The sequence below is a fragment of the Paenibacillus sp. EKM206P genome (assembly GCF_011066155.1).
Classification (GTDB): domain Bacteria; phylum Bacillota; class Bacilli; order Paenibacillales; family Paenibacillaceae; genus Paenibacillus; species Paenibacillus polymyxa_D.
In genome coordinates, this window is the sequence record NZ_JAAMNQ010000009.1 from 32758 (window position 1) to 59749 (window position 26992).

The window sequence follows — 26992 nt, forward strand, 5'->3', positions numbered from 1 at the left end:
CAAAAACATAGATAAGGAATGAGGCTGAACCCCATTCCTTATCTATGTTTTTGGAGGACCCGCGAAACACTTGTGCTGCGGTCAACTTCCTCTTTTTCGAATCTAATGTCACGCTGCTCTTATAGTGAACAGCGATATCACGCTTTTTTAGCAATGACCAGCACTTTCCCCTGATCCAGTTCTTTTTCATAAAAGTCAGCTTCCGTATCTGTAAATCCCAAGGAAGTAATTTTAGCGCGAAGCTCATCGCCGCGGGAACGGAACAAGTTGGCTAATGAATCGAAAACGCCCTCTTCCTTAATCCCGATTTCCTTGGCATCCACCGTATCGGCAATACGATCTGTCCGATCCTGATCATGAGCGAGCACGAACACATCCTCATAACGATAGCCTGTGTTACGCAACTCATTTACTGCTTCAACGGCTTGTACACCGTTATCTACCACTTTGGCATAAGATTTATGATTGGTCTGATTCATGTTTCTCACGCTCCTTTAAGGATTGACTTCTCTGACTATTACACTTCACATATCCATTTGAAACTTCCATGTTATGTCATGCCTTAAAAAAAAATCAATTACCATTCCGTTTCATCAAAAAACTCAACATACTTAGGTTTATCAGACGTCTCATCCATAAACACTTTGATTGCACGTTGTCCGCGTACATATACCTCTCCGTCTTCCGCCGTGAATTGCGAGCCACCCAGCGCCTGATCGAGCGTTTTCCGTTGCAGCGGCAGCCACTTATCATTCACCTTGATTCGACCGGCAGCAGGATCTACATGCACATAAGAAACGACGTCCTCACGCATACCTACCACAACATCTGGATATTGGTATTCTGTAGAAAGCAGCAACTTATCCTTTTTGACTCGCTGTGGCTTGCCCAGCTTTTTCAATACATCAGCACGTGTATCATCCAAAGATATGCCATTTAAGGTATGAAAATCTGCTGGTACAGCATGTGGAGCGGGTATCGTCTGCACAGTCCTAACCACATGTCCCGCTATTTGCGGGGAAACGGTTTGCTGAACCGTATCCTGTCCGGAAAAGGGAGTGAGCAAACCAGCAGCTAGTAATAACGTCTTCATCATAAATCTCACCCTTTCAATGAATTTCCTGTAGTTTACGGTTCAGCCACTATGCTACTGACGCATTTTCTGCCACACCCCAGCAGCGATGTCTACATAACCCAACCAGTTTTTACCTGGCTTGGCCGCAGGCTCCTCATAAGTCGCATTGTAGCTCTGAACCGTCCGCTCCGTTGCGGTCAAAGGTCTATTCGATGTCGTTGCCTTGATCGCGTTATCCGTTCTGGAAGTATTACTCGCAGCGCTATGCGATTTCTGAAACCGTGTCATTAACGCTGTTGAAGCCTGCTTGGCAGCCAACGTCACTTCGCTGAGTACCTCCCCCAAATTTCTAACCGATTCCATCACTGGCTCCACTTGCTTCAATTTATGATCAACATCTGCGGTGATGTCATTCGCATGTCGAACCGTTTGTTTTACTTCATAACTCAGTTCATCAATCGTTTTTTGTACATCCTGCAAGGTTTGAGTCACCTTATCCAAAGAGCCTTGTGCTGCTTTCAACGTTTTAATGAGGAAAATAACGAGAACTGCAAATGCGATAGCAATAATAAAAATGCTGACCTGTGTTAACATAGCGTAACCTCTCTTTCGTCTTTCACGATGATGTTTATGATTACTGCATAGTTACCCTTTAGATTCAGACACGAAACAACGTCCAGGCTGGCTTCTTCTCCGCTCCAAACGTTATGATTCACGGACTCTCACACCGTTTAAAACAACGTATAACGATGGCACAGACACGAATATTCTATAGAAGTCTCCATCATCTGCAACCATGCTCTATCGGGGCGTGAGTATGCCACATTATATACAATTAAAGGAGGATACAGAACATGCTAAAATGGTCCGCTTTATTCTTAATTTTTGCTGTGATCGCCGGTATCTTAGGTTTTTTTGGTATCGTCGTGTCCGTAGCTGCTACAATCGCTAAAATATTATTTGTGATATTTCTGGTGTTGTTCGTCATTTCACTCTTCACCAGAAGAAAACGGGTTTCATAGTTATCGGATGCTAGCTGCACAAAAGCAATATTCTAAATGTCTATAAAAAAAGGATGTTCCCACCCTGGTCAACAGGGCTGTGGAACATCCTTTTTTGATGCAGCTTTTTAACAGTTAGCGGCGTTTTTATTGAATCACGCTGCCCCCAAACAGGAAACGGTCCTGCCAAGGCTTGCTGAAATCCGTAACTTTTACACCGCCACCCGCTACAGAAAACGTATGGAGAAGCTTGTTGTCTCCCAAATATACAGCTACGTGTGTAATCGTTTGGGAGGAGTTATCCAAGGACGTGTACGCCCCGGAAGATGCATTATAATTTGTAAAGAAGAGCAAATCGCCACGCTTCAGCGTAGTCATGTCCGTATTCGGCTGACTGTTTTGCTTGATCCACTCACCCTGTGAACGAGAATCTGCCGGAAGCTGGATACCTACAGCCTGACGGAAAATTTGACGGGTAAATGCCGAGCAATCAAAAGTAGCCGTACTGCTACGATCCGAACCATATTCATATGGAGTTCCGAGATAAGTCATCCCCGTGTTAATAACCTGCTCTATTGCAGCCGTTGCATCACCGGAAAATATGTTCATAGTTGACGCAGGAGATGCTGTCACAGGTATTGCAGTAGTATCAGGAGTGGTTGTCACCGGAGCAGACACAGGCTGCTGCACAACAACGCCCTCACCAATACGAATATACTGTGGAGACGAGCTGACGTAACCCACCGTACCACCAGCATTGGTAACCTTGAACCAATAGGCATTACTTGGATCGGTAATCGTAACGACATCCCCTGCATTCAAATAACCCAAAACCTCGGAAGAAGTGGATGCCTCCGCCCGCAAACGAACGGACGTTTGAATCGTAGCTTTCGTTTGACCGGCAGAACTATTCACTGAGGCCACAGCCTCTTTAGCTGAAACATTTTTAACTGACTCTGTGGCTTCCGATTTACGAGTGGTAGACGGGGTGACAGCAGCAGCGACGCTGGTAGCGCCAACTTTTATGTACTTGTCGGAGCTGCTAGTGTATCCGGTTACTCCATCAGAAGTCTTGATCTTATACCAATAGCTGTTGGTTTTCTCCAATACCGTTACGGCCTCTCCCTGCTTCATAAAGCTGACTACATCCCCTGTAGTCGAAGGACCGGATCTAAGCTTTACAGCCGCCTGAATAACCGCCTTCTGTCCCGTGGATGCTGTTGATGCCGCTGCGTCAACCTGACCCGGCGCCACATGAATTGCTGTCAACAGCGCGGCTGACGTCATGAGCATTCCCATCACGCGTCTTCTCAATGTTGCACCTCCTGGCTGTTTTTACGAATTTGAAGAGCATATCCAATTCCGACGAATATAGCCGGACATGCCTTCATTATAGTAAAAGCAGCAGGAAGAGAGATATAATCCAAACGTCACAAAAGGAAGCGTATACGCCTTTTACATATAGGTCTAAAGTCACTTTTAATACTAACTATTTAATAATTAATCTATAATTTGGGTTCTACATGGACATGGACATGCATCGTATTATGAACCTCTTGTAGGCGCTCCTCAATCCGGTCGCTGATCCGATGCCCTTCAATCAGGCTGAGTTGCGGATTCACCTCAATGACCACATCCACTAGTGCATGATTGCCGTGTACACGTGCCTTAACGTCCCGAATCCCCTCTACTCCAGGTATACGGGCAATCGTACTTCGTAAGTCAGACAGTTCTTGCTCATCAAATCCATCGGTCAAGCTGTGTGTGGAATCCTTAAAAATATCCCACGCTGTTTTGCAAATGATACATCCTACCGCGATCGCAGCTACAGTATCCAGCCAGGGTAGCCCGAACTGTGCGCCGATAATGCCAACTGCTGCCCCAACACTGACAAGTGCATCCGATAGATTATCCTTGGCCGCTGCCAGCAAAGCCCTATTGTTAATTTGCCGTGCCAGCCTGTTATTGTACAAGTACACTCCCAGCATAATCACGGCACAAATCACAGCTACACCCGCGGAGGTGATATCCGGTATTTGCTTTCCGCCCTTGAAAATGCTGCCGATCCCATCAATAAGCACCTGCAAACCGACGACAGCCATAATAAAGGACGCCAGCAGCGCCGCGATCGTTTCTGCCCGAAAATGTCCATAGGCATGGTCAGAGTCCGGTGGCTTTTGGGAAATTCTCAGTCCAACCAGTACAGCAACCGACACTACAATATCGGTAACATTATTGAAGCCATCCGCCCGCAATGCGCTAGAAGCAAATATATACCCGCTAATCAGCTTAAAGGCGGACAGCAAGAGATAAGCAGCAATGCTTACCCACGCCCCACGCTCACCTTTTCGGATTTCATCATAGACATTTACCACAACGTAGGACACTCCTTCAAATATATAGTTCCCAGCAGAACGACCTCACCGGGCCCAAAAATAAAAATAGCAGCATCGCTGCCTTGAACCCTCAACATTAACTTTTCAAACAAGCAGCGTAGCTATCCTGAAAATAACAATTCACCTTTGGGTAACTGTTATTTTCAGGATAGCAGACGAACTTTGTGTGGGTCTAGAGAAACAGTCTTTCCGCTCTGCATCGCTGTAGGAACAACGAAAAAGTATTGCCAGGCCCCATTCCTGTAGGTTACACAAAACATTTTTTCCTTCACACAAAAAACAGACGTTTTCTCTCCCGCCCCACCCCAGATGGGTGTTATCATTGTTGCCCTTGTCCCTTCTTTTAAAAACGTATAAAATGAGGACACAGCCGCGTTTTTCTTCAATCCAACATGATTGACATGAATCTGGCGGCAACAGGAGGAATTTATTCATGAGCGATGCCAATGAACCACGTAAAGTTAATCTCGCAGATGCCATTCGGGAAAAGCTGGCACAAAAAAAACAGCAGTCCGGCGCTTCACAGCAGGGCGGCTTTCAAGGCGGTTCCACCAAAACACTTAAAAGCCAAAATACGAAGAAGCCGAACAACCAACGCCGTCGTACAGGCGGATCATAAGCCACCTCATAGCCTTTATAGGGTACCAAAGGTCTGGCGAGGTCTATCTTACCTCACGGCCAGAGCCAAGTAAGCTATGGGCATGGCACAAAAACGAAAAAGAGGAGTCTCCCTGCCATCTCAATGGCCTAAAGGAGCTCCTCTTTCGTTTATCTAGTTGTTGAAGATAGCCGGTTGGAATTTTAGCCGATTTCTACCGGATACATACGTTCACGCAATTTCGCGATTTCTTCATTTTCCAAGTATTCATCATAGCTCATCGTACGGTCGATTACGCCGTTTGGTGTAATTTCCACAATGCGGTTCGCAATCGTTTGAATAAACTGATGGTCATGAGATGTGAACAATATAGTACCGTCAAAATCAATCAGACCATTGTTCAGCGCTGTAATGGACTCCAAATCCAAGTGGTTGGTCGGTTCTTCCAGCAACAGCACATTGGCACCGTTCAGCATCATTTTCGCCAGCATACAGCGAACCTTTTCGCCCCCGGACAGTACACTTGCTTTCTTAAGTGCTTCTTCACCAGAGAAAAGCATACGTCCCAAGAAGCCACGCAGGAACGTTTCGTCCTGATCCTTGGAATATTGACGGAGCCATTCCACAAGATTCATGTCCACACCTTCAAAATAGGTGGAATTATCTTTCGGGAAATAAGCTTGGCTAGTTGTAATCCCCCAAGAAAATTCTCCGCTGTCTGCTTCGATCTCGTTCATCAATACTTGGAAGAGCGTCGATTTAGGCAAACCGTTCGGCCCAACAAACGCGATTTTATCGCCTTTGTTCACAACCAGACTGAACTCATTCAGCACTTGCTCGCCTTCAACGGTTTTACTGAGGCGGTCTACTGTCAAGAGTTGTTTGCCTGCTTCGCGTTCAGGTTTGAAGTTCAGGAAAGGATATTTACGGTTCGATGGACGGATGTCGTCCAGCGTAATTTTATCCAGTTGTTTTTTACGTGAAGTAGCTTGTTTGGACTTGGAAGCATTCGCGGAAAAGCGCTGAATAAAGGCTTGCAGTTCCTTGATCTTCTCTTCCTTTTTCTTGTTGGCATCACGCGTCAAGGCAAGCGCAAGCTGGCTGGACTCATACCAGAAGTCGTAGTTGCCGACGTACATCTGGATTTTGCCAAAATCGATATCCGCAATATGCGTACATACCTTGTTCAGGAAGTGACGATCATGGGATACGACGATGACGGTGCCTTCATAGTCCATCAAGAAATTTTCCAGCCATTGAATGGATTCGAGGTCCAAATGGTTGGTAGGCTCATCAAGCAGCAAATTGTTCGGACGACCAAACAACGCTTGAGCCAGGAGAACACGTACCTTGTCATTACCACTCAGCTCAGACATGTTCTTGTCATGCAGGTCGCGAGGAATACCAAGACCGATCAGCAAGGAAGCTGCATCCGGCTCAGCATCCCAACCGTTCAGCTCCGCAAATTCGCCTTCCAATTCACCGGCACGCAGGCCGTCTGCTTCAGTAAATTCTGTTTTGGCATACAGCGCATCTTTTTCCTTCATGATTTCATACAGACGCGTATGACCCATAATAACGGTTTCCAGAACCGGGAATTCATCGTATTCATAATGGTTCTGCTTGAGCACTGCCATCCGTTCGCCCGGTGTCATGTGAACCTCGCCTGAATTGGCTTCGATTTCACCGGAAAGAATTTTCAAAAAAGTGGATTTGCCCGCGCCATTCGCCCCAATCAGGCCGTAGCAGTTCCCAGGAGTAAATTTGATATTTACGTCTTCAAAAAGTGGGCGTTTCCCATAACGAAGCGTTACGCCGCTTGTACTGATCATATAAGCATACCATCCTTATCATTAGTAAAGTGCTAAACACAAAATTACCGACGGCAATAGTATAACACACAAAAGATCGGATTCGAACCGTAGTATAAGCATAACCGTCCCTGAATCTCATCCAATATCTTATAAATAAAATAAAAAATGCTTCTGTCTCCACGGTTGTCACCTGACAAAACACATGGACCAGAGCCATTTTCATGTTTTAAATTCGTTGAAATGCCGTGAGGACAAACGCGTTATTCAGTCGCAGCAATAATGTTCCGTATGCTTGTAAATGTCAGGAAGCCCCGACTCCTATCGGAATGAGATACATGCCCGCTTCATCATCCTGTTTGATTACGACCTCCACATCATAAACTGCCTGGATCAGTTCAGATGTAACGACCTCTGTAGGTGGGCCGTTCGCTATAATACGCCCTTCCTTCATGGCAATCATTACATCGCTATACCGAATAGCATGATTGATATCATGCAGCACCATCACGATTGTCAGTCCATGTTCCTGGTTTAACTGCCGAATGAGCTCTAAAATTTCAAGCTGGTAGTACATATCCAAATAGGTGGTCGGCTCATCCAAAAATAAAATGGGCGTCCGCTGTGCCAAGGCCATTGCAATCCATACACGCTGCCGTTCTCCTCCTGAGAGTTGATCCAACGTGCGAGTTCTACGTTCGTTCAGGTTAGTACAGGCTATCGCCCACTCAATCGCCTCCTCATCCTCGTCACGCCTCGCTGTGAACATGTTCTTATGCGGCAACCTGCCGAAGCTTACGAGCTTTTCTACAGTCAGGTCGGAAGGTGCCTCGTTCTGCTGATGGACTACCGCCAATTGACGGGCCAGCTCCTTGGGCTTGTAGTGGGCTATTTCTTTGCCGTCCAGAATCACCTGGCCCAAGCGGGGAACAGCATTGTTGGACATCACGCTGAGCAGCGTCGATTTGCCGCATCCGTTGGGACCAATAATGGTCGTAATCCGTCCCGACTCAATAACAGCATGAATAGCGTGCAGACGATCTGTTTTCCGATCATATGAGAAGGTTATATCCTTAATGTCCATAGGTGCGATCCGCCTTTCTGATCAGGAATATCAGGAACGGCCCGCCAATGACGGCCATAATAATAGAAGCCGGGATTTCATTGGGAGCAAGCACCGTCCGCCCCAGAGTATCCGCGAGCAGCAGCAACAAGCCACCGCATAAGGCTGAAAATGGAATCAACCACTTATGATCCGAGCCAACTAGGTAGCGGGCACAATGCGGAACGAGCAGGCCGATAAAGGCAATCACTCCTGCGATGGCTGTAGCCGTTGCTGCAAGCAGCACTGCAATCACAGAAATCAAAAGTCGTGCGCGCGTTACATTGAATCCCAGATTTTTAGCTGTTTTATCTTGAAGGGACAAGAAATTGCACCAAGAGAACACGAGCATGGCCAAAATTAGTCCAATCCCGCCATAGGTCACAATAACCTCGACATCTATCCATTTTTTCATAGACAAGGTTGAAGTAGTAACCTGGTTAATGCTGGTGACCGCATAACTGCCTCGATAATTAAATGACTGACCTAAACCAGAAAAAATGGCATTCACAGCTACCCCGATCAGAATGAGACGAATCGGATGCAAGCCGGATCTCCATGAAAATCCATAAACCATTAAACAAGCTATCGCACCGCCAATAAATGAAAAGAACGGCATCCAGAAATAAAGCATTGGAAAGACCGTCACCGCAATCAGCGAGATCAATGCTGCTCCCGAAGAAATGCCGATAACTCCGGCATCTGCCAGCGGGTTTTTCATAACAGCTTGCAGCAAGACACCCGCCACTGCAAGTGCTGCACCTGCCATAACGGCTACGATAATTCTCGGTAGTCTCAGGTCCTTGACCACATTCACCTGATCATCTGTACCTGTCCACAATCCGGTGACCAACTGACTCAAATCCACCTTGAGACTACCTGTCATCGCTGAATATAACATGACGCCGACGAGCAAGACCATTACAACAATAAGACTCCAACCTTTTTTGGACATGTCATCAGCCTCCTTTAATTCGAAGGATACAGCATTTTCATCAGCTCATCTAGCGCCGAGTTTGCCGCTAGATTCCCTGTTGTGCCAAACAACGGTTCAGGCAGATCATAGACATGCCCATTTTTCACAGCGTTGAAATGCTTCCAGATATCGTTGGTTTTGAACTCTTCATCGAACATTTTCACTACTTCATCCGGCATCCCGTGTGCAGCGCGCAAAATGATATCAGGGTTGGATTGCTGCAAGGCTTCGGTATTGTGGGCAATGAACTCCACCTTCTCGCCCTGAACCACATTTGTTCCGCCTGCAATTTTAACCAGATCCCCAATATAGGAATGCTCGGTAGCCACCAGATAGCTTCCCGGTACTCCCAGCAAAATCAATACTTTAGGAGATTTCTTCCCTTTGATCTTTTGTTGAATCTCAGTTACTTTGGCATCCAACGCTCCATTAATCTCTTTAGCCTTTTCGGCTTTGCCAAACGTGTCTCCCAGCTTTTGAATTTCTTTTTGCATATTCGCGAGACTTTCAAAATTCAAAAATTCGGCATTGATGTTCAAATCTTTAAATTTAGGCTCCAGATCATATTTCAGTGTCGTCACCGACAGTACATCCGTCGGCTTCAGTGACATCACTTTTTCCATGTCGGGACTCATCGGATTACCCACATCAGGCACATCCTTGTAACGGTCAGGCAGCACTTTCGTGCTTGTCGGCTTACCTGCCAAATCCAGGCCCAGCGCATCCGTGATTTCCGCAATGGCTACCGTAGTCGCCACAATACGAGGAGCTTGAGCTTTACCGTCAGACGACTTTCCGGTTGCATCAGATGTTGCCGCTGATTTCGAACCATCGCTCTGATTCTGTCCAGCCTGTCCTCCTCCCGAACATCCGGCCAGCAACAAGATCACGATGCCGATTAACATATACAAACAAAACGATCTTCCTTGAGCCCATGCTATATATCGTTTCATGAAAATCCAGTCACCTCAATTCAAAATATAGAACTGCATTAGGAACCCTAACTTTTCGGGTATCAGGATTTAGCAAAATTCGACTCCAGTCGCTCCAAAGTGCAATATATAGACGAACTAGACTGTTTGATCTACATATTGTTCACTAGAAGTCGCTTATTGGATTTTTGCAAATTCCTCGGGTATGTAAATGCTGACAAGTCTTGACGCCGAGGCACCAAGACTTGCTTGCATACAAACTTTGCTGTTATTCGGGCTTCATTGAGGTCACAACCTGAGGCTACTTCGCTTTCAGGCTTGCTTCATCAAATTGGAACTGAACTGTATACCAGTGATCATACGGCACTCCGCCAAGAACCAAGCCAGGCACAATAACGTGTGTGTAAGCACTGATTTTCTGGGACAAGTCCCCTACCTCGAATTGAACGACACGTGTATCGCCGGATGTCGAGATCACTTCTACATCTTTCAGGGTACCGTTTTGCTCCACTTGTAAAGTTGGCATCCAAGAGCTATTTTTCAAAGTTACTTGGATATAGCGCTTGCCTCCCTTTTCAATCAGTGTGGCTGGCTTGTCGAGATAACCGTCCATAACGGAAGCTTCACTCGTTTTGTCTTTAAATACGTTGTAATTAATCGTGTATTGCTTCTCGGAAGCCATTTGAACCGGTTGCTCAACTACTGGTTTGGTTTCAGCTACAGATGCAGTTGTTTCTGCTGCCTTGTCCGTAGAAGCTACTATCGGTTCAGTAGGGGTTACGGTTGTAGCTGTATTGACTCCCTCACCTTTAAGCGATGCACGGTCAAATTGAATCTGTCCGCCGAATTTCTCATTTAGAATGTATTTCTCAGGCAGATATACCTGTGTGTACACACTTAACTTCTTATCCAGATCAGGTACTTCGAACGCAATCGTGTGCGTGTCACCTTTAGTGTCCGAACCCATAATCGTCGGATTGGCATAACGGCCTTCAAAATCCGTTTGGAATAGCTTCAAAGCCTGGTTGTTCGTAACGGTTACATGAGCCTGAACCTTACCGTTTTTCACAATCAACTTCGCTAGACTCTGTACAAAAGGAGCTACTAGAGAATCCTTATCCGTTCCGTTCGCCAGCACACGGAAGTTCGCAGTGTACTCTCCATCGGCCAAGTTATTTTTCCCCTGTTCTACTTCGTCTGCTTTGGTTTCGTTGTGATAAGATACATTACTGGTATCGAATTTAAATTCAAAATCATATACCTTTTCTACTCGATCCTCCGCCTTGAAAACCATCGGAGCGCTACTTGCCACTTTAGGAGCTTCGTAGACAACCAGTTGGCCTTTTACATTGTTCTTAAAGTCACTTACGCTAAAACGAACGTGCTTCGTATTGCTTGCTGCATCTTCCTGGGTCACTTCTGCATCTCGGTAGTCCCCGCTTGCGTTGTCCCAAATACGCAGCGCCTTCACTTCATTGCTGTTTTGCAGCTTCAGACCTACAAACCGTTTGTCGCCTTCCACGACCAATTGCGCCGGTTCGTCAGTGATGAAGCGTTGAGCCTGTGAATCTGCTGCTGTTGAGCCATCTGACAAAACAATACTGAATTTCAAAGCATATTTACCATTGGCAAGCTTGTCAAAATCCAGTTTAATCATGGGATCAGCCGCCCCTGAAGAGGTAGGCTCAACAAAGCTTCGAATGGTAGCAGGCTCGAATTGGAACTGCACATCATACACGTGATCATATGGGATGCCACTCAAATCCAATCCAGGTACGATGACATGCGTGTTCACTGTCACTTTATCCGACAGATTTGGCACTTCAAATTGTACTGTTCTTGTATTTGCGGAGCTCGATTGATCGACAACCTGAGCCTCTGCACCATTTACTTTGAACGTTTTGATCCAGCTGCTCTTGTCCATTTTGATCTGAATGATATTTTTACCAGACTGTTTTAACAGTGTGGCTGGCTTTTGCATATATCCATCCATCACAGATATTTCATTGCTTCCGTTTTTGAGTACGGAGAAATCAATGCTGTATCTGCCATTTTCAACTGGGGTTGTGGTTCCGTTATCCGGTCCTTTAGCTGTAATGCTGCTGCGGTCAAATTGCAGACGAAGCTTATGATCCATCTCATAAACCCCACCTGGATAGGTCGTGCTCACATGTACCTGTGCATTCAGAATAGCGTCCAAATCCGCCACTTTGAATTTCACAACACGTGTATTAGCATTCCTGTCCTCACTAACGATATCTGCATCCGTAAGTGTCCCGCTTTGTTCTGTTTTAAACTCTGTCACGGTGGTGCTGTCTTTGATGGTAAAGGAGGCTTCATACTTGCCTTTTGATACCGTCAGTGTGGCCGGAGACAATAAATATTGCGCCATGGCCGATTTTTGATCTTTGATTGCGTGCAGCGCATCGAAGTTGATTGAATACGTTCCATCAGCTAAATTCTTTCCGGGCGTGCCTGGTGTGCCTGGCGTCCCAGGATCAACCGGGGTTGTTACCGCTCCTAATTGAAGATCGACATCATAGGTTTCTACATAGTTCAGCTCAGGCCAGTTGATGCTTACCCATGCATTCAGTTTGGCAGGCACTTCCTTAACCTCAAATTCGATAACACGTGTATTCGCCGTTTGATCTTCACTTACTACGGTCGTGTTGGTCAATACTCCATTTTGTTCTACTTTAAAGCCGTCAATTTGTTTGCTGTTTTTCAAAGTGAACTGTACATATTTCTTGCCTTTACGTTCAACCAGAGTACCCGGTTTTTCTGTATATCCATCCATCATAGACTTTTCACTTGAACCGTCTTTTAACAGCGTGAAGTCCAGATTTGACGTTACTGGAGTTGAACCGTTGTCCGTTCCCGAGATACTGTTTTTATCGAACTGAAGACGAAGTTTATGGTCCATCTCATAAACCCCACCTGGATAGGTCGTGCTCACATGTACCTGCGCATTCAAAATCGCGTCCAAATCCGCTACTTTGAATTTCACAATACGTGTATTGGCGGTCTTGTCCACACTTACAATATCTGCATCCGTCAACGTTCCATTTTGTTCAGTTTTGAATTCCGTCACTGTAGTGCTGTCTTTAATGGTGAAGGAAACTTCTTTTTGTCCCTTCGCTACCGTCAAAGTTGCCGGAGACAACAGATACTGTGCCATGGCTGATGGCTGATCTTTTGTGGCGTGCAGGGTATTAAAATTAATAGAATACGTTCCATCCGCCAAATCTGATGGGGCGGGTGCAGAAGACATCTGAAGATCTACATTATAAGTATGCACGTAGCCCAGCTCAGGCCAGTTGATGCTCACCCATGCGTTGAGCTTGGCAGGCAGTTCTTTCACTTCAAACTCGATCACTCGTGTATTCGCAGTTTGATCTTCACTTACAACAGAAGTGTCGGTTAACACCCCATTTTGCTCTACCTTAAAACCATCAATCTGTTTGCTGTTCTTTAATGTGAACTGGGCATATTGTTTACCTCCACGCTCAATTAGTGAGCCTGGTTTCTCCGTATACCCATCCATCATAGACTTTTCATTGGTTCCATCTTTCAAAAGGGTAAAGTCCAAATCAGAAAGTTTTTCTCCTGCATTAGGAGGCGTCACCGGTGGTGTTACAGGTGGAACCGTTGGATTCTCCGTTGAGTTTTTAAGTCTCAAGCTGGAAGGATCAAACTCAATCCATTCCTTCACTGAACGATCTGGATCGGTATCTACATACCACGGAGAACTGCTATTAAATCCAAACTCCGTATTTACATTTTGATGAAAATCATAAACATCGAAGCTTACAGTCCCGGAAGCTTTCCCAGAATCCACCTCTATTTTTGCGGGAACTGTTTCCCCGTTTTGTTCTACTAAAAATTTCGATAGCCCTTGAGTTTCCGCAAACTTAAATGAAAAATGGTATTTTCCATCCTTAATGATCAAATCTCCAGGATAGGTATAGTTTGTTTTGAAACTCGAATCTCTGGTGTTACCGCTGACTGTCTTTCTTAAAGGTTTGTAATCAATCAGGTATTCTCCATCTGCATAGGTCGCATCTGTGGTAGTTACAGCATTGGTAGGCTCAGCATATGTGCTAGGTACTTCTACCGGCATCTCATAAGTAGCATAAGTAGCACTAGTGACTGTAGTGCTTGAATCGGGCAAATTTTGGGAAGTGGAATCAACTTCAGGGGTTGCTCCTACGTATGGTGAAAATAAAGAAAACAACATTAGAATAGCAGCGAATGTCGTAATGTATTTGTTAAATCGGCTTTTCAAGGTGATGTATCCCCCTACTTAAAATATACTCATTTGGGGCATTGAAAGTAAGCTCCAAATGAGTATTCAATTCAAAATTATATTTTCAAAAAGAAGCCTTAGATATCGCTGTCGTCGAATTGGAATTGAACAACATAGTCGTGATCGTACGGAATACCACCAGTGTATTCTGCAGGCACACTTACATGCAGTTTAACGTTCAATTTTTGAGACGGGCTAGTTACAGGGAATTCGACTATTCTTGTATCCCCTGATGTGCTTACCACAGTCGCATTCACATACTGACCGTTTTGTTGAGTTTTGAATTCAGTAACCCATGCACTCTTGGTAATAGCTACTCTCACTTTATATTGACCATTCGTAACAATCAGTGTGGCTGGTTTTTTCACATAACCATTTGTATCCATGTAAGATGGCTGAGTGGTTCCATCTTTATAAACGGTATAAGGCAATTGATACGTTCCATTAGGCAAAGCCGCATTCGCCTTATTGGCAGAAAATGGAGCCAGTACCACAAAAACAAGCGCTGCCATCAGTACAGTAAGCATTACTTTTTTCAAAGACAATTTTTCCATACGATTCATAATCATGTTCATGTTCTTAATCTCCTTTACGTTTTATTTTTGGATTATATTTCGTCGAATTGCAGTTGTACATCATACTTGCCTGTGTAGCCGATTACTGGGATTGTGATTTCAGCGTAAGCATTCACTTTTGCATTCAGATCAGCAACCTCGAATTCCACTACACGAGTGTTGCTAGCAGTATCTGTGCTCACTACAGTCGCATCTTGCAGTACGCCATTTTGCTCTACTTTGAACGTTGTAATCAGATTGCTGCTTTTCACAGTCAGACGAACGACATTTTTGCCGTTAGCTACCGTAACCTGAGCAGGCTTCGTCAGGTAGCTATCCAATCGAGAAGTCTCATTGGTTTGATCCTTCAGAACGGTGTAGTCTACGTTGTACGTGCCGTCGGCTGCTGCCGCTTTAGCTGAGAATGGAGCAACAAGTGCAAAAACAAGCGCTGTCATGATCAATGCTACGAATACCTTCTTAAAAGAAAATTGCTCAAAGCGATTCATTACCATATTCATATCTACACACACTCCTCCATTTTTTATGCTTGAATTTGTGTTGATTTTATGAACGATAGAGATGGCTTGAATTTACTTCTTGGAAGATTTAGTTGATTTTGCTGACTGGACGGCTGCTACTTTTTTGACACTTTTGGAATCAAAAGCGAAGCGGATCGTATAGTCATGATCGTAGTTATACGCAGGGACAGTAACATGGATTTTAGAAATTAACGGGCTGTTCACACTCGTAATTGGAAATTGTACGGTGCGGGTATCGGTTTTGGCATCCTTATGGATGACCTTGGTATCGATGATTTTGCCTTTGTAATCTACTTTAAACCCAGTTGTCCATTCGCTATGATTCAGCTTAATTTGCATGGTCATTTGACCTTTTTTCACATACAACTTAGCTGGTTTTTCAAAATAATCATTAGCCATGGACACCGAATCATTTTCTGCCTTGAGGATATTGTATTTGAGCGTGTATGTACCATCCGCCAATTTTGGAGAAGCCGCAGCGGCTCCTACAGATGACGAAGTTGGCCAAAAGCTCAGCACACTCACCAGCAGAAACACAGCAATAATTGCAGAATACCCCTTCTTCATTTTGACAGCAGTCCCTCCCCACGAGAATAAACTAATTGATTATCATTCTCAATTGGTAATTTAAAAAAATAGCTCTTTTCGAGCTTGTCTCCCCACCTCTCTATTCCATAATTTCGCAAAATAAAGTAAACCCATCACCAATATATCTTACACTTTTCGAAAATGTCAATATGTATTTGCGTGTACGCAATCCCTTGATATATGCTATTTTTTAAGAAAAATTTGTAGTTCCTTCTTCTTTAATTCGAATATATCCCTTTTATTTTTAGTTCAAAATTTATTTAAAAATTTTGTTTTTTCAATTGACATTGCCCAGTGATATTCATTATCATTCTCTTATATATAATTGAAAATGATTATCATTATTGTTTAACTCGAAAATTGCAGGAGGAATAACATGAAATCTTATATGTTGTGGTCGTCCGCAGTGCTTTTATTGGCAGTTACCGGATGTAGTAATGGTGCCCCGACCACAGATCATAAACCAACCAGTGCCTCCGTATCTGCCACTTCTGGCACGACAAGCAGTGCAGCCATCCAAGTTACTGATTTTTCAAAACGGACGTTGGCGTTTCAAAAGGTTCCTCAACATATCGTTGCGCTCAGCAATGGCGATCTGGATATTATATACGCATTGGGCGGGACAGCCGTAGGAAGACCCAACTCCAATGGACCTGTCGTCGTACCTGCTGCTGAGAACGTTCAGCAAATAGGCTCCACTCATGAAGTAGATTTGGAGAAAATTACGATGCTCAAACCGGATGTCGTGCTAGGCAATTATCCTATGAATGAAAAAGACATTCCAGCCATTGAAGGAGTAGGTTCACAGCTGCTGCTGACTAGTGCCAATTCAGTTCAGGATATCCAGACACAAATTACACTGTTCGGACAATTACTACAAAAGCAAGCCGGGGCCGTAAAGCTGAACCAGCAAATTGACCAACAAGTAACCAAGCTACAAAAGGAAACCGCTTCTGCCTCCAAACCGAAGGTATTGCTCGTCTACGGAGCCCCGGCTACGTACATGGCGGCACTACCGAATTCACTGAGTGGAAACATTCTGGAAGCTGCGGGTGGCTCTAACATCGCCGCTGATTTTCCGGGCCTGCAAAATTTCCCACAATATGCGCAGCTGAACACAGAACGCATCATACAGGCTGACCCTGACTACATCTTCATCATGACTCATGGCAATACAGAAGATGTTAAAGCTGCATTTATAAAGGAAATGCAGGAAAATGCAGCTTGGAACGGAATCCGAGCAGTCAAAAACAATCAGGTCGAGGTTTTACCTTCAGATCTGTTCGGTACGAATCCGGGCACACGGGTCACTAAAGCGCTGGATTTGATGCATCAAAAGCTGTATCCGGCGAAATAGGCGATGGCAATGAACAAACTACAGCGCGCCAGAAGACGCACCATCGCCTGGATTACCCTTCCGATTCTACTGCTGGCCGTCTCTGTGTACGGTCTGGCCTACGGTTCGGTGTCGATTCCACTTCAAGAAATCAATCATGTTTTGCTACATAATGATGAATCTACATATCGCACGATCCTGATGGATCTCCGGCTACCCAGAGTATTAGTAGGTTTACTGGTAGGAGCTTGTCTTGCAGCTTCCGGAGCACTTCTTCAAGGTGTCATGAAAAATCCATTGGCTGACCCTGGCATTATTGGTGTATCGGCTGGAGGTGGACTTGCCGCCGTCATTACGATGGTGATGCTTCCCCAGCTCAGTTACCTTCTTCCGATAACCGCCTTTTTGGGAGCCTTTCTGAGCGCAATCGTCATTTATCTGCTGGCTTGGGACCGAGGGGCGTCGCCTGTCAAAATTGTGCTGGCTGGCGTTGCGATCAATGCGCTGCTGGGCGCACTCACCAACGGCGTAATGGTCATGTTCAGCGACCGCGTACAGGCCGTTCTTCCTTGGCTATCCGGCGGATTAAACGGAAGAAGCTGGCATCATCTGGAGTTCATGGCGCCTTACGCCATCATTGGATTAATCGCCTCTTTCTTTGCGATTAAACCTGCTAATTTACTGCTACTGGGCGACGATTCAGCACAGCTGCTGGGCCAGCGAGTAGAGCTTCAACGTATGCTCATTATCCTGCTTTCTGCCCTGCTGGCCGGTACAGCAGTCAGTGTAGCCGGGTTGATCGGCTTTGTAGGACTGGTCGTTCCCCATGTCATACGGCTGCTAATCGGGGAAGATTATCGTTTCCTCCTTCCCCTTTCCATTGTGGGCGGCGGAACGCTGGTTGTTCTCGCAGATACGGTGGCGCGATCCTGGTTTGACCCGATTGAACTGCCTGTAGGTATTTTGCTGGCCGTCATTGGGGCACCGTTCTTCTTAATCTTACTCAAGAAACGGGGGAATTTCGGATGACAGCCATTCAGGGTGAGCATATCTCCTTACAACGTGGGTATTTCAAGCTGGTCGATGTGAATATCACCTTGCCTGCTGGTCAGCTCACCGCGATCGTCGGGCCGAACGGTTCAGGCAAATCCACGCTTTTGCGGATTATGACCCGGTTGCTCAAGCAGGATCAGGGTCAGGTTTCCGTATTGGGCAAGCCCGTGCAGGAATACAAGCGGCGTGATTTTGCCCAGACGATTACAATGCTACCGCAAATGAAGGATATGCTGCCGTTATTGACGGTCCGCGAGCTGGTCGCTTACGGAAGATCTCCTCATGCCAAGGGCTTGAAGGTACGCTATACCGGACAGGACCAGCAAATCGTGGACCATGTCATGAAGATCACGGGTATCCAGCCCTATGCGGATCGGATGTTCCATACTCTATCGGGAGGTGAACAACAAAAAGCGCGAATTGCAATGGCCTTGGCCCAACAAACGGGTATTCTTTTGCTCGATGAACCGACCACTTTTCTGGATATCGCCCACCAATTTGAAGTTATGGATATGCTGCGGCGTATCAATCACGAGTCCGGCTTGACGATTGTTATGGTACTACATGATTTGCAGCAAGCTGCGGCCTATTGTCATCATATGATTGCGCTTAAAAAGGGACGAATCGCCGTTGTCGGCGAACCCCATGAGATTTTGACGTCTGCTTTTCTTCGCGACATTTATGAAATGAACGCTACCATCAAATTTGAGGATGGCTATCCGGTTATTATACCGACCATACCACATCATTCAGGAGGAATTTAATATGGTTATCGTAACAAATACATCTAAAATCACACCGGGCAATGCACATCTACTCATCGAAAGATTTAACAAAGAAGGAAAAGTTGAAAAAATGGAAGGCTTTCTCGGTCTGGAAGTGCTGCTGACTGAAAACACGGAGGATTATGAGGAAGTAACGATCAGTACACGATGGAAAGAAAAAGAGAACTTCCAAGGCTGGACGAAAAGCGAAGCTTTCCGCGAATCCCATAGCCATCGTCAAATTCCGGACTATATTATTGAAAATAAAATCACGTTCTATGAAGTTAAAATCGTTCGTCATCCCATCGCCAACAGCGATTCCTCTTTGGCAAGTGATTCCAAAGCCGTTTAACCCTGCATTATAGCTAAAAACCAAAAAAGGCGGCTCGGCAGGCAAAGTTAATTGTCCGCCGAGCCGCTTTGTTTATCAGGATTTTGCAAAATCCTCTTATATAAGGATGATGTCGAATCTCTCAGATTGTAGTTGAGCAGCGACGTCCAATTTTCAGCGTCTCTCCGTGCCCTAGAACATGAATGCGTTCCTTTGCAATACCCATACGCTCACGCTCCGCTTCGAGACGATCCAGCGCCTCTCTTGGCGTATCATCCGCTAGTTTGAAGGCTCCGTAGTGCATCGGAATCATCTGATCTGCGCCGCAATCTACAAACCCTTGCAATGCCTCCTCCGGTGTCACGTGCTGCGAGGTCATGAACCATTCCGGTTCATACGCGCCAATCGGCATAAAGGTCAGGTCAATGGCAAAGCGCTCGCCAATCTCCTTAAACCCACGAAAATATCCAGTGTCTCCCACAAAATACAACGTCGGTGTATGCTCTGAATCTGTATTCGAATGAGGATGAGATTCCGTGACGGACGTGGCAGAGCCAATCACCTGCTGTTCACTTTGCAGAACGTATCCACCCCAATGCGAAGTGTTCGTATCAAACGGCGTGCGTCGTGTCCAATGCTGGGCTGGAACAAATGTAAATCGTACCCCTCCTACCGTAAAATGCTCCCACCATTGCAGCTCATGACAGTTACGAAAACCTTTGCGGATCATTTTCGCCTTTAACCCTGTGGGTACAAGCATCAGCGTATTTGCACGATATAATTTCCGTAAGGATTCTAAATGTAAATGATCATAGTGTGAATGAGACAGCAGAATGATGTCTAGTGGTGGTACATCCTGGATGCGAATGCCGGGCGGGGCCAACCTTTTATCAAAAGCCATACGCTCTGCCCACACCGGATCGGTGACGATATTCAGCCCAAGATACTGGATGAAAAAGGTGGAATGCCCCACCCAGGTGGCTGTCGCCATCTCCCGATTGCTATGCAGAAACTCCAGCTCCGGGGGATGGTTTGGCACAACGAACGTATAATCCTTTATTTTGCTGCGTCGCTCTTGCCGCCATTGTCTGAATTGCTTGATGGTTTTATCGGTATTTACATGATCCATATTGTTAAAACGAACTTTGGGCATGATGCAGCTCCCTCCCTGATGAACCCGTTCTCCAAAAAACGCAGCGGTTCAATTTAACTATATATTGTCATTCGAGTGTGAACATAAAATGATGCAATATCCTGATCTATGTAAAGTATAATTCAATCACGTCTGTAAAGGAAATTCTGCGATAATACAGCAAAAACAGACCTCCCGGATCAATCAGGAAGGCCTGTTCCACCTGTTGTTGTCAGTCTTGTGGATTTTTAAAGCGTGCCGAATAAATAAACAAAAACACAATCGCCACGACGATAATGATAGGTGACTCATACATAATCGTAAAATGCTCGAAAGCAGCCACTCTAACTCATCCTTTCTTCCCTTCATGTCCGCGCACATATTTTGCATCGAACAGAAACAATCTTAATATCAGGATCAGCGAAGGGATCAGCACCAGCAGACCCGCAACAAACGCCGTAATCAACGCATACGCCATCGTAGAATTTGTAAAGCTGTCGTAGACATTAATGTAGGGATACAGAACATACGGGAGATGCGAGCGGCCGTAGCCATACCAGGCAAATGCAAATTGCAGCATCACCAATATGAACGAAACCCCTAGATGCCGCCGCTGCCATACCAGATAAACTGCTCCCGCAAAGCATATGAAGGATGCGACAAACATCCAGGCTATGTTCAGCATATTGGTAAAATGATCTGGATTTTGTTTGTTAATCTGAAAAAATGCGAGCAGACTCGCAACAATCGTTGGACCGCTCCAAAGCAGTGCATATCCTCGTACGATTTCAAAAGCGACCTTGTCTCCTGCCCTTTTGGCATAATAGGCCAAAAACATCGCCGAGATATACAGTACGCTTACCAACGCCAGAAAAATAACCGCCCACGTGTAGGGATTGCTTAATAGCTGCCCCCATTGCAGGTGCACACCTGTACTGTTCTCCACAATAATGCCGCCTTCCGATATAGCGAGGACCGTCGACAGTGCCGCCGGAATCAGTAACCCTGTCGCACCGTACAACGCCATGTAGACGATATTATTGGTGCCGGAATGCCCATACGTATTGTATGCATAATACACTCCCCGGATGGCGAGAAGTACAATCGCAATACTGCCGGGAACGAGTAACGCCGTACCATAGTAATATGCCGCATCCGGGAAGAACCCGTTTAATCCCACCACAAAAAAGATGAGAAATACGTTTGTTACCTCCCACACCGGGGATAGATACCGTTGAATAATATTGTGGATTTTGTTCTGGTGGCCTGTTAACACACTGTAAAAGCTGAAAAACCCTGCACCAAAATCAATAGATGCTATAAGCAAATATCCGAACAGGAACGTCCACAAAATGGCGATGCCTACAATTTCATAGCTCACTTACCATCAGCCCCTTCCAGGCCGAGCTGTCTTATCTCTTCCACCGCATCCTTATTGCGAAATAGCTTGCTGAGTACCTTAATGGCCGAGAAGCACAACACCAGATACAAAATAACAAACAACACCAGCATCCACCCAACACTCGTAGAAGTGGTTGCTGCTTCGGACACCTTCATATATCCGCGTAAAATCCACGGCTGTCTACCGACCTCCGCGAACATCCATCCGAGCTCAATAGCTACCATCGCCATCGGCCCCACCAGAATGAGCGCCAACAGCAGCCATCTGGGGTATGGTTTGCGACCTGGCAAACGCTTGCGGATCAGATACAACAGCGGAATGACGAGAATCAGCACCCCTGTGGTGATTTTGAGGTCAAACATATAATGGATAGACAGGGGCGGACGCTCATCTACGGGATAATCATTTAATCCCTTGACCTCCGTACTGGGCAGGTTCCCGGCCAACACACTAAGTGCATAAGGCACTTTCAGGGCATATTTGATTTCACCGTTCTTATCCATGTATCCGCCATATACGAAGGGCGCGTGCGTCATCGTATCAAAATGCCATTCGGCGGCGGCCAGCTTCTCCGGCTGATATTTGGCCAGAAATTTACCGGATGCATCTCCAATCATCACTGTACTGATGGCAAACACAATGGTACAGGTGGCAGTGAGCTTCAGCGCCTTTTTAAAATAAGCGTGATTACGTCCCCGCAGCATACTGTAAGCAGCCAGTCCCATCAGCACCCCAGCGCTCAATGTATACGAGGAAGCCAGTACATGAGAAACTTTGGTCGGCGTAGCCGGATTTAGCATGGCCTCGATGGGATGAATATTTGTCATGACTCCATTTTTGAGTGTAAAGCCTTGAGGTTGGTTCATGAACGAGTTCACAGTCGTAATAAAAACCGCTGATGCAGATGAGGCAATCGCTACCGGGATGAGCAGCATCAGGTGAAAATATTTGCTTTTAAACCGATCCCAAGTATACAAATAGATGCCCAGGAATATAGCTTCGATGAAAAAAGCAAACGTCTCCAAAAACAGAGGCAGTGCAATCGCTTGTCCAGCCACCCGCATAAAGGTGGGCCAAAGCAAGCTGAGCTGCAAACCAATGGCGGTACCTGTAACGACACCCACGGCAACGGTAATGACAAACCCTCGCGCCCACCGTCGGGCCAGCAGGGTATAATGCGGATCACCAGTTCGCAGCCCGCGCCATTCTGCTAGTGCAATCATTAAGGGTACGCCGACGCCGATAGATGCAAATACGATATGAACAAACAGGGTAATTCCGGTCAGCATCCGGCTTAGTAATACAGGGTCCAGTGAAGACAAATGGGTTTCACTCCTTCATTTCACATTTTAAACATCGCGGATCACTCTGGATTACCAACTAAGGAGTCAAGCGAGCTATGCTTTTAATTACGGCATATAGCATAATGGCCGCAATTACTATACATACAATAATGAGCGTTCTTTCCTGCTTGCGGAACATAGGAACGCCTCCTTCACTTATCTATTGGCGCATTTTGGTAACCTATTCACAGTTTGGTTCATTCTGTCGAGTTTTAACCCTGCTTCTGCATTGAATGTAGCCGTATTTATTTTTAGATATTGTTTTATGCATTTCAATACGCTATATTGATATATAGTTAGATAACCTAATTATATGAAAAGAGTGAATGTATGCCACCAAAACAAAGTATGCGGGACACCGTCCAGCAACCTCTTCCCCGTCTGGGTCCAGAACCTTATCTGGAGCTAATGGATCAAACTGCTCTTGCAGAAACGAATCGACAACTCGCCCGTATTGGCCTCTTCTTGCTATGGACGGGTGATAATACGCTCGACGCAATAGATTTGGATCTAGCTGCTTATGGCCTGACAGAGAGTAAGCTAGATTTATTGTTGCTGTTGACACTACACCAATCCCAGGCTCAGATGAGCCCTTCAATGATTGCCGACCGTCTGGGAATTCGTCGTGCATCTGTTACATCTCTCCTAGACTGGACAGAGCAACGAGGCTGGATTATCAGAGAACATAATTCCTCAGATCGACGCAAAATTCATGTGCGCATTACAGAAGGGGGATCTCATCTTGTACAGCAAGTGCTTCCTGTATTTTGGTCTTCCTGTGCTTCTCTAGCGAGTATTTTGGAGCCTGAGGAGCAGGTCGTTTTTTCGCGGATTATAGAAAAAATCCATCATCATATGGAAGACAAACTGGGGGTGGGCAGATAAATTTTTTTAAACATATAATTAGGTTATCTAATATATTTAATTGTTTATATTTAATGAGTTACTTATTTGATGATTAAGGAGTGTTCCCTTGATGAGTAAATTACGAACTAATGATAGCGTTATACAGAAGGAAAATGTTGCTCTCCCTTATGCATGGATGATTGTAATCCTATGCTGGTCAGCGGTTGCCGTGATGACCAGCCTGTATGTAACGATCCCTTTGGTCCCTCTCTTTGCTAAAGTATTTGGAAAAACGCTTGCTGAAGCAGCTCTGCCGGGAAGTATCTTTTCCTTAGGATTTGCGGCGGGATGTCTTATTTATGGAGGATTGTCTGATCGCTTTGGACGCAAGCAGGTTATCGTTGCCGGACTGCTCGCATTGACGATCCTTTCGTTATCCCTCAGCTTAACCAATCAGTATTCTGTATTAGTTGTGTTGCGCTTGCTTCAGGGTTTGGCGGCAGCCACCTTTTCCCCTGTTGCTCTCGCATACGCCGTAGATATGTTTCCAACCGAAAAACGGGTAACGGCTATCGGCTTTATCAGCACTGGTTTTCTAGTGGCAGGTATTGCTGGACAGGTATTTAGTATTATCATCAGCGAACAAATAGGATGGAATATGGTATTTCGAATGCTAGGTGTTTTGTACGCAATCACCTTCCTGATCGTTCTTTTTTTCCTGCCTAAAGCTCCCTCCCCTCAACGAGGGGTTCGCATTTGGGCAGCCTTCGGTCAGTTGGGGACTGTTCTGCGCTCGTATCCTTTATGGTTAAGCTACACGGTTGCTTTTGTTCTCCTGATGTCCTTTGTGAGCATGTATACGGTTTTGGGTAACTATCTTGGCGGCCCTGAATTTGGCCTGAATAGCCGACAGATGCTTTATGTCAGATCCGCTGGTATCATCGGCATGCTCCTTTCACCATTCGCAGGAAAGCTAGCCCAGAAATACGGTGTGCACCTTATATTACGTACAGCTCTTATTCTTTCCATTCTGAGTTTGGCGCTGATGGGAATGACACACTCTCTTATGACTATCGTGGTGTTGAGTGTATGCTTTGTCAGCGGCATTGCCCTGAGTGTTCCTTCACTCATAGCAATCGTCGGCCAGCTCGGCGGTGCAGCGAGAGCTATAGCTGTCTCACTATATACCTTCATCCTGTTTGCCGGTACAAGTCTAGCTCCTATGCTCTCCATTCGTTTGATGGGGAATGGCGGCAATCAGATGACTACATTTATGCTGCTGGCGGCAGTTCTGTCTGTGGGATTTATCGCCTCCCTGCGCATTCGGATGGTGCTTCCCATCGCCCCCAGATTTCTAGAATAAAGCCTATGATTAGGGTAGAAATCCGGGGACAAAAGCGACCGCTACGCTTGTACAGCACCATTCCGCCTACTCCGTTTCATGTTAATTTTTCGAGTTCGGCTTATATAGCATCCTGTTTTTATTAAAAAAACCTCCATATTCATCAGCCATGTTTATATGAATCATCGTGATATATGTCATTGCATTTTCCTGTGAAACGCGAACTTCTCTTTGGAGACATTCGCAGAATGAGTTACAATACAGATAAGCTATATATGGAGAACTTTTGAACAGGAGGCTGTACTGAGCTATGAAAATAACATCTATCGAGCCAACTCCCAGTCCGAACACCATGATGCTGCATCTGGATGAGCGACTGGAAGCGGGTATCCGCAGAACATATACACGAGACAATGAGCGTTCCGCTCCCCCATTTATCCGGCGCATGCTGGGCATTGAAGGGGTCAAAAGCGTGTTTCACACGACCGATTTTGTAGCCCTTGACCGCAAAGGGAATGCAGATTGGTCTACCATTCTGGGTCAAGTCCGAGATCAGCTAGGCGAGGAAGGCGCTGACGCCAATTGGGATTTGCCAGAGGAAACCTCTGGAGAAGCGTTTGGCGAGGCACAGGTTTTTGTGCAATTTTTTCGCGGCCTTCCTATGCAAATTCGAGTCAAGGCAGGGCATCAGGAGGAACGAATCTCCTTGTCCGACCGCTTTGTGCAAGCCGTTACCCGTGTAGCGAGCGCAACGCTGATTAAGGAACGCAAGCTGAGTGATTACGGCGTCCGCTATGGTGAACTGCCGGACATTGCACGTGAGGTTGAGCAGGAACTGGAGGCAGCCTTTCCACAAGAGCGGCTGGAGCAGATTATCCAACAAGCGATTGCCCACGGCGCAAACAACAGCGAATTCGTGGAGGAACGCCGCGAGTGGAGCGATGCCGAGCTGGAGCAGGCCCTGCAACACGAAGATTGGCGTACACGCTACGCTGCGCTGGATCGGCTGGACCCGACGCCCGAGCATTTGCCGCTTATCCGGCAAGCGCTGCATGACGACAAAATGCAGCTGCGGCGACTGGGCGTCGTCTATCTGGGCGATATTCGCTCACCGGAGGCGATGGAACTGCTAGCCGAGGCGCTGCGCGATCCTTCAGCGGCAGTACGCCGCACCGCAGGCGACACGTTGTCGGACATCGGCGATCCGGTCGCTACCAGTGCAATGATCGGAGCCCTGTCGGATAGCAGCAAGTTGGTGCGCTGGCGGGCGGCACGTTTTTTATACGAGGTGGGAACCGAGGATGCGCGTGATGCGTTGGAGAAGGCGGTCGATGATCCCGAATTCGAGGTCAGTCTACAGGCTAAAATGGCGCTGGAACGCATCGAATCAGGCGAACAAGCCGCAGGCACAGTTTGGCAGCAGATGGCCAAGCGGAACTCTTAATTTAAGATTCTACGAGTGATTTTCAAAAAATTGTCGATTGTCAGAAGATGTACAGGTACGATATACTGTAATTCGCTATACAATAAAATATCATGTCATACACCTCATCAACCCTGTT

At 46.0% G+C, this 26992-nt stretch carries 26 protein-coding genes; 9 read left to right on the forward strand and 17 right to left on the reverse strand.

The window, feature by feature from the left end; translation table 11 throughout:
• Nucleotides 1-137: 137 nt before the first annotated feature.
• The 3 genes from G9G53_RS17855 to G9G53_RS17865 form a co-directional block, all read right to left on the reverse strand.
• Nucleotides 138-479 (reverse strand): general stress protein, encoded by a 342-nt coding sequence (locus G9G53_RS17855; protein ID WP_023990277.1) that lies wholly within the window; start codon nt 477-479, stop codon nt 138-140.
• Between the two features lie 98 nt (nt 480-577).
• Nucleotides 578-1096, reverse strand: coding sequence for a hypothetical protein (locus G9G53_RS17860; protein WP_029517168.1), 519 nt, complete (start codon nt 1094-1096; stop codon nt 578-580).
• Nucleotides 1097-1147: 51 nt separating this feature from the next.
• Nucleotides 1148-1669, reverse strand: a complete 522-nt coding sequence (locus G9G53_RS17865; RefSeq protein ID WP_029517167.1) for a DUF948 domain-containing protein — start codon at nt 1667-1669, stop codon at nt 1148-1150.
• Nucleotides 1670-1929: 260 nt separating this feature from the next.
• Between G9G53_RS17865 and G9G53_RS17870 the strand changes: the two genes are divergently transcribed.
• Nucleotides 1930-2097: a DUF1328 domain-containing protein gene (locus G9G53_RS17870; RefSeq protein ID WP_029517166.1), complete on the forward strand. Its 168-nt coding sequence runs from the start codon at nt 1930-1932 to the stop codon at nt 2095-2097.
• A 126-nt stretch (nt 2098-2223) separates the two neighbouring features.
• On the opposite strand, the gene G9G53_RS17875 is transcribed toward G9G53_RS17870, so the two are convergent.
• Complete coding sequence (locus G9G53_RS17875) at nt 2224-3390, reverse strand: C40 family peptidase (protein ID WP_165149405.1); 1167 nt, start codon at nt 3388-3390, stop codon at nt 2224-2226.
• 191 nt (nt 3391-3581) lie between these two features.
• Nucleotides 3582-4451 (reverse strand): cation diffusion facilitator family transporter, encoded by an 870-nt coding sequence (locus G9G53_RS17880; RefSeq protein ID WP_165149407.1) that lies wholly within the window; start codon nt 4449-4451, stop codon nt 3582-3584.
• A 454-nt stretch (nt 4452-4905) separates the two neighbouring features.
• Here G9G53_RS17880 and G9G53_RS17885 point away from each other — a divergent pair, with 454 nt between their 5' ends.
• The gene (locus G9G53_RS17885; RefSeq protein WP_029517162.1) at nt 4906-5091 is read left to right on the forward strand and encodes a hypothetical protein; all 186 of its coding nucleotides are present in this window, start codon (nt 4906-4908) and stop codon (nt 5089-5091) included.
• A 182-nt stretch (nt 5092-5273) separates the two neighbouring features.
• On the opposite strand, the gene G9G53_RS17890 is transcribed toward G9G53_RS17885, so the two are convergent.
• From G9G53_RS17890 to isdC, 8 genes are all read right to left on the reverse strand, one after another.
• A complete protein-coding gene (locus G9G53_RS17890; RefSeq protein ID WP_013311942.1) occupies nt 5274-6902 on the reverse strand; it encodes an ABC-F family ATP-binding cassette domain-containing protein in 1629 nt (542 codons plus the stop codon).
• A gap of 283 nt (nt 6903-7185) precedes the next feature.
• A complete protein-coding gene (locus tag G9G53_RS17895) occupies nt 7186-7965 on the reverse strand; it encodes an ABC transporter ATP-binding protein (RefSeq protein ID WP_069011985.1) in 780 nt (259 codons plus the stop codon).
• Nucleotides 7955-8938, reverse strand: coding sequence for a FecCD family ABC transporter permease (locus G9G53_RS17900; protein WP_069011983.1), 984 nt, complete (start codon nt 8936-8938; stop codon nt 7955-7957). The genes G9G53_RS17895 and G9G53_RS17900 overlap by 11 nt, the downstream gene beginning before the upstream one ends.
• 14 nt (nt 8939-8952) lie before the next feature.
• Entirely contained in the window at nt 8953-9912 is a 960-nt protein-coding gene (isdE, locus tag G9G53_RS17905) for a heme ABC transporter substrate-binding protein IsdE (protein ID WP_165149420.1), read from the reverse strand.
• A 280-nt stretch (nt 9913-10192) separates the two neighbouring features.
• On the reverse strand, nt 10193-14176 hold the full coding sequence (locus G9G53_RS17910) for an NEAT domain-containing protein (RefSeq protein WP_165149422.1): 3984 nt from the start codon (nt 14174-14176) through the stop codon (nt 10193-10195).
• Nucleotides 14177-14274: 98 nt separating this feature from the next.
• The gene (locus G9G53_RS17915; protein WP_039273678.1) at nt 14275-14772 is read right to left on the reverse strand and encodes an NEAT domain-containing protein; all 498 of its coding nucleotides are present in this window, start codon (nt 14770-14772) and stop codon (nt 14275-14277) included.
• Between the two features lie 32 nt (nt 14773-14804).
• Nucleotides 14805-15272 (reverse strand): NEAT domain-containing protein, encoded by a 468-nt coding sequence (locus tag G9G53_RS17920; RefSeq protein WP_029519187.1) that lies wholly within the window; start codon nt 15270-15272, stop codon nt 14805-14807.
• 72 nt (nt 15273-15344) lie between these two features.
• Complete coding sequence (gene isdC / locus G9G53_RS17925; protein WP_069012154.1) at nt 15345-15860, reverse strand: heme uptake protein IsdC; 516 nt, start codon at nt 15858-15860, stop codon at nt 15345-15347.
• A gap of 397 nt (nt 15861-16257) precedes the next feature.
• On the opposite strand from isdC, the gene G9G53_RS17930 reads away from it, so the two are divergent.
• The 4 genes from G9G53_RS17930 to isdG are packed head-to-tail and all read left to right on the forward strand — an operon-like array spanning nt 16258 to nt 19386.
• Complete coding sequence (locus tag G9G53_RS17930; protein WP_069012155.1) at nt 16258-17238, forward strand: ABC transporter substrate-binding protein; 981 nt, start codon at nt 16258-16260, stop codon at nt 17236-17238.
• Nucleotides 17239-17247: 9 nt separating this feature from the next.
• Nucleotides 17248-18246, forward strand: a complete 999-nt coding sequence (locus G9G53_RS17935; protein ID WP_176715747.1) for a FecCD family ABC transporter permease — start codon at nt 17248-17250, stop codon at nt 18244-18246.
• A complete protein-coding gene (locus tag G9G53_RS17940; protein ID WP_069012157.1) occupies nt 18243-19034 on the forward strand; it encodes an ABC transporter ATP-binding protein in 792 nt (263 codons plus the stop codon). The genes G9G53_RS17935 and G9G53_RS17940 overlap by 4 nt, the downstream gene beginning before the upstream one ends.
• Before the next feature lies 1 nt (nt 19035).
• Nucleotides 19036-19386: a heme oxygenase gene (gene isdG, locus G9G53_RS17945; RefSeq protein ID WP_165149424.1), complete on the forward strand. Its 351-nt coding sequence runs from the start codon at nt 19036-19038 to the stop codon at nt 19384-19386.
• Nucleotides 19387-19507: 121 nt separating this feature from the next.
• On the opposite strand, the gene G9G53_RS17950 is transcribed toward isdG, so the two are convergent.
• The 4 genes from G9G53_RS17950 to G9G53_RS17960 all read right to left on the reverse strand — a co-directional run bounded on the left by G9G53_RS17950 (nt 19508) and on the right by G9G53_RS17960 (nt 23221).
• Complete coding sequence (locus G9G53_RS17950) at nt 19508-20518, reverse strand: MBL fold metallo-hydrolase (RefSeq protein ID WP_165149426.1); 1011 nt, start codon at nt 20516-20518, stop codon at nt 19508-19510.
• A 211-nt stretch (nt 20519-20729) separates the two neighbouring features.
• Complete coding sequence (gene cydS / locus G9G53_RS26925; protein ID WP_007432143.1) at nt 20730-20840, reverse strand: cytochrome bd oxidase small subunit CydS; 111 nt, start codon at nt 20838-20840, stop codon at nt 20730-20732.
• A gap of 6 nt (nt 20841-20846) precedes the next feature.
• A complete protein-coding gene (locus G9G53_RS17955; RefSeq protein ID WP_029519198.1) occupies nt 20847-21878 on the reverse strand; it encodes a cytochrome d ubiquinol oxidase subunit II in 1032 nt (343 codons plus the stop codon).
• On the reverse strand, nt 21875-23221 hold the full coding sequence (locus tag G9G53_RS17960; protein ID WP_069012158.1) for a cytochrome ubiquinol oxidase subunit I: 1347 nt from the start codon (nt 23219-23221) through the stop codon (nt 21875-21877). Before G9G53_RS17960 ends, G9G53_RS17955 begins: the two co-directional genes overlap by 4 nt.
• A gap of 351 nt (nt 23222-23572) precedes the next feature.
• Between G9G53_RS17960 and G9G53_RS17965 the strand changes: the two genes are divergently transcribed.
• The 3 genes from G9G53_RS17965 (at nt 23573) to G9G53_RS17975 (ending at nt 26874) form a co-directional block, all read left to right on the forward strand.
• A complete protein-coding gene (locus G9G53_RS17965; protein ID WP_165149428.1) occupies nt 23573-24127 on the forward strand; it encodes a MarR family winged helix-turn-helix transcriptional regulator in 555 nt (184 codons plus the stop codon).
• Between the two features lie 91 nt (nt 24128-24218).
• Nucleotides 24219-25451, forward strand: coding sequence for an MFS transporter (locus G9G53_RS17970; RefSeq protein WP_165149430.1), 1233 nt, complete (start codon nt 24219-24221; stop codon nt 25449-25451).
• Between the two features lie 289 nt (nt 25452-25740).
• The gene (locus tag G9G53_RS17975) at nt 25741-26874 is read left to right on the forward strand and encodes a virulence factor (protein WP_165149432.1); all 1134 of its coding nucleotides are present in this window, start codon (nt 25741-25743) and stop codon (nt 26872-26874) included.
• Nucleotides 26875-26992 lie beyond the last annotated feature (118 nt).

Bases quoted from the DNA above. Each gene is read 5' to 3' on its own strand.
- isdC (WP_069012154.1), bottom strand. From the start codon at position 15,860: ATGAAGAAGGGGTATTCTGCAATTATTGCTGTGTTTCTGCTGGTGAGT.
- G9G53_RS17975 (WP_165149432.1), top strand. From the start codon at position 25,741: ATGAAAATAACATCTATCGAGCCAACTCCCAGTCCGAACACCATGATG.
- G9G53_RS17895 (WP_069011985.1), bottom strand. From the start codon at position 7,965: ATGGACATTAAGGATATAACCTTCTCATATGATCGGAAAACAGATCGT.
- G9G53_RS17900 (WP_069011983.1), bottom strand. From the start codon at position 8,938: ATGTCCAAAAAAGGTTGGAGTCTTATTGTTGTAATGGTCTTGCTCGTC.
- isdG (WP_165149424.1), top strand. From the start codon at position 19,036: ATGGTTATCGTAACAAATACATCTAAAATCACACCGGGCAATGCACAT.
- G9G53_RS17965 (WP_165149428.1), top strand. From the start codon at position 23,573: ATGCCACCAAAACAAAGTATGCGGGACACCGTCCAGCAACCTCTTCCC.
- G9G53_RS17860 (WP_029517168.1), bottom strand. From the start codon at position 1,096: ATGATGAAGACGTTATTACTAGCTGCTGGTTTGCTCACTCCCTTTTCC.
- G9G53_RS17950 (WP_165149426.1), bottom strand. From the start codon at position 20,518: ATGCCCAAAGTTCGTTTTAACAATATGGATCATGTAAATACCGATAAA.
- G9G53_RS17870 (WP_029517166.1), top strand. From the start codon at position 1,930: ATGCTAAAATGGTCCGCTTTATTCTTAATTTTTGCTGTGATCGCCGGT.
- isdE (WP_165149420.1), bottom strand. From the start codon at position 9,912: ATGAAACGATATATAGCATGGGCTCAAGGAAGATCGTTTTGTTTGTAT.
- G9G53_RS17940 (WP_069012157.1), top strand. From the start codon at position 18,243: ATGACAGCCATTCAGGGTGAGCATATCTCCTTACAACGTGGGTATTTC.
- G9G53_RS17970 (WP_165149430.1), top strand. From the start codon at position 24,219: ATGAGTAAATTACGAACTAATGATAGCGTTATACAGAAGGAAAATGTT.
- G9G53_RS17885 (WP_029517162.1), top strand. From the start codon at position 4,906: ATGAGCGATGCCAATGAACCACGTAAAGTTAATCTCGCAGATGCCATT.
- G9G53_RS17930 (WP_069012155.1), top strand. From the start codon at position 16,258: ATGAAATCTTATATGTTGTGGTCGTCCGCAGTGCTTTTATTGGCAGTT.
- G9G53_RS17890 (WP_013311942.1), bottom strand. From the start codon at position 6,902: ATGATCAGTACAAGCGGCGTAACGCTTCGTTATGGGAAACGCCCACTT.
- G9G53_RS17865 (WP_029517167.1), bottom strand. From the start codon at position 1,669: ATGTTAACACAGGTCAGCATTTTTATTATTGCTATCGCATTTGCAGTT.
- G9G53_RS17915 (WP_039273678.1), bottom strand. From the start codon at position 14,772: ATGAACATGATTATGAATCGTATGGAAAAATTGTCTTTGAAAAAAGTA.
- G9G53_RS17935 (WP_176715747.1), top strand. From the start codon at position 17,248: ATGAACAAACTACAGCGCGCCAGAAGACGCACCATCGCCTGGATTACC.
- G9G53_RS17855 (WP_023990277.1), bottom strand. From the start codon at position 479: ATGAATCAGACCAATCATAAATCTTATGCCAAAGTGGTAGATAACGGT.
- G9G53_RS17920 (WP_029519187.1), bottom strand. From the start codon at position 15,272: ATGAATATGGTAATGAATCGCTTTGAGCAATTTTCTTTTAAGAAGGTA.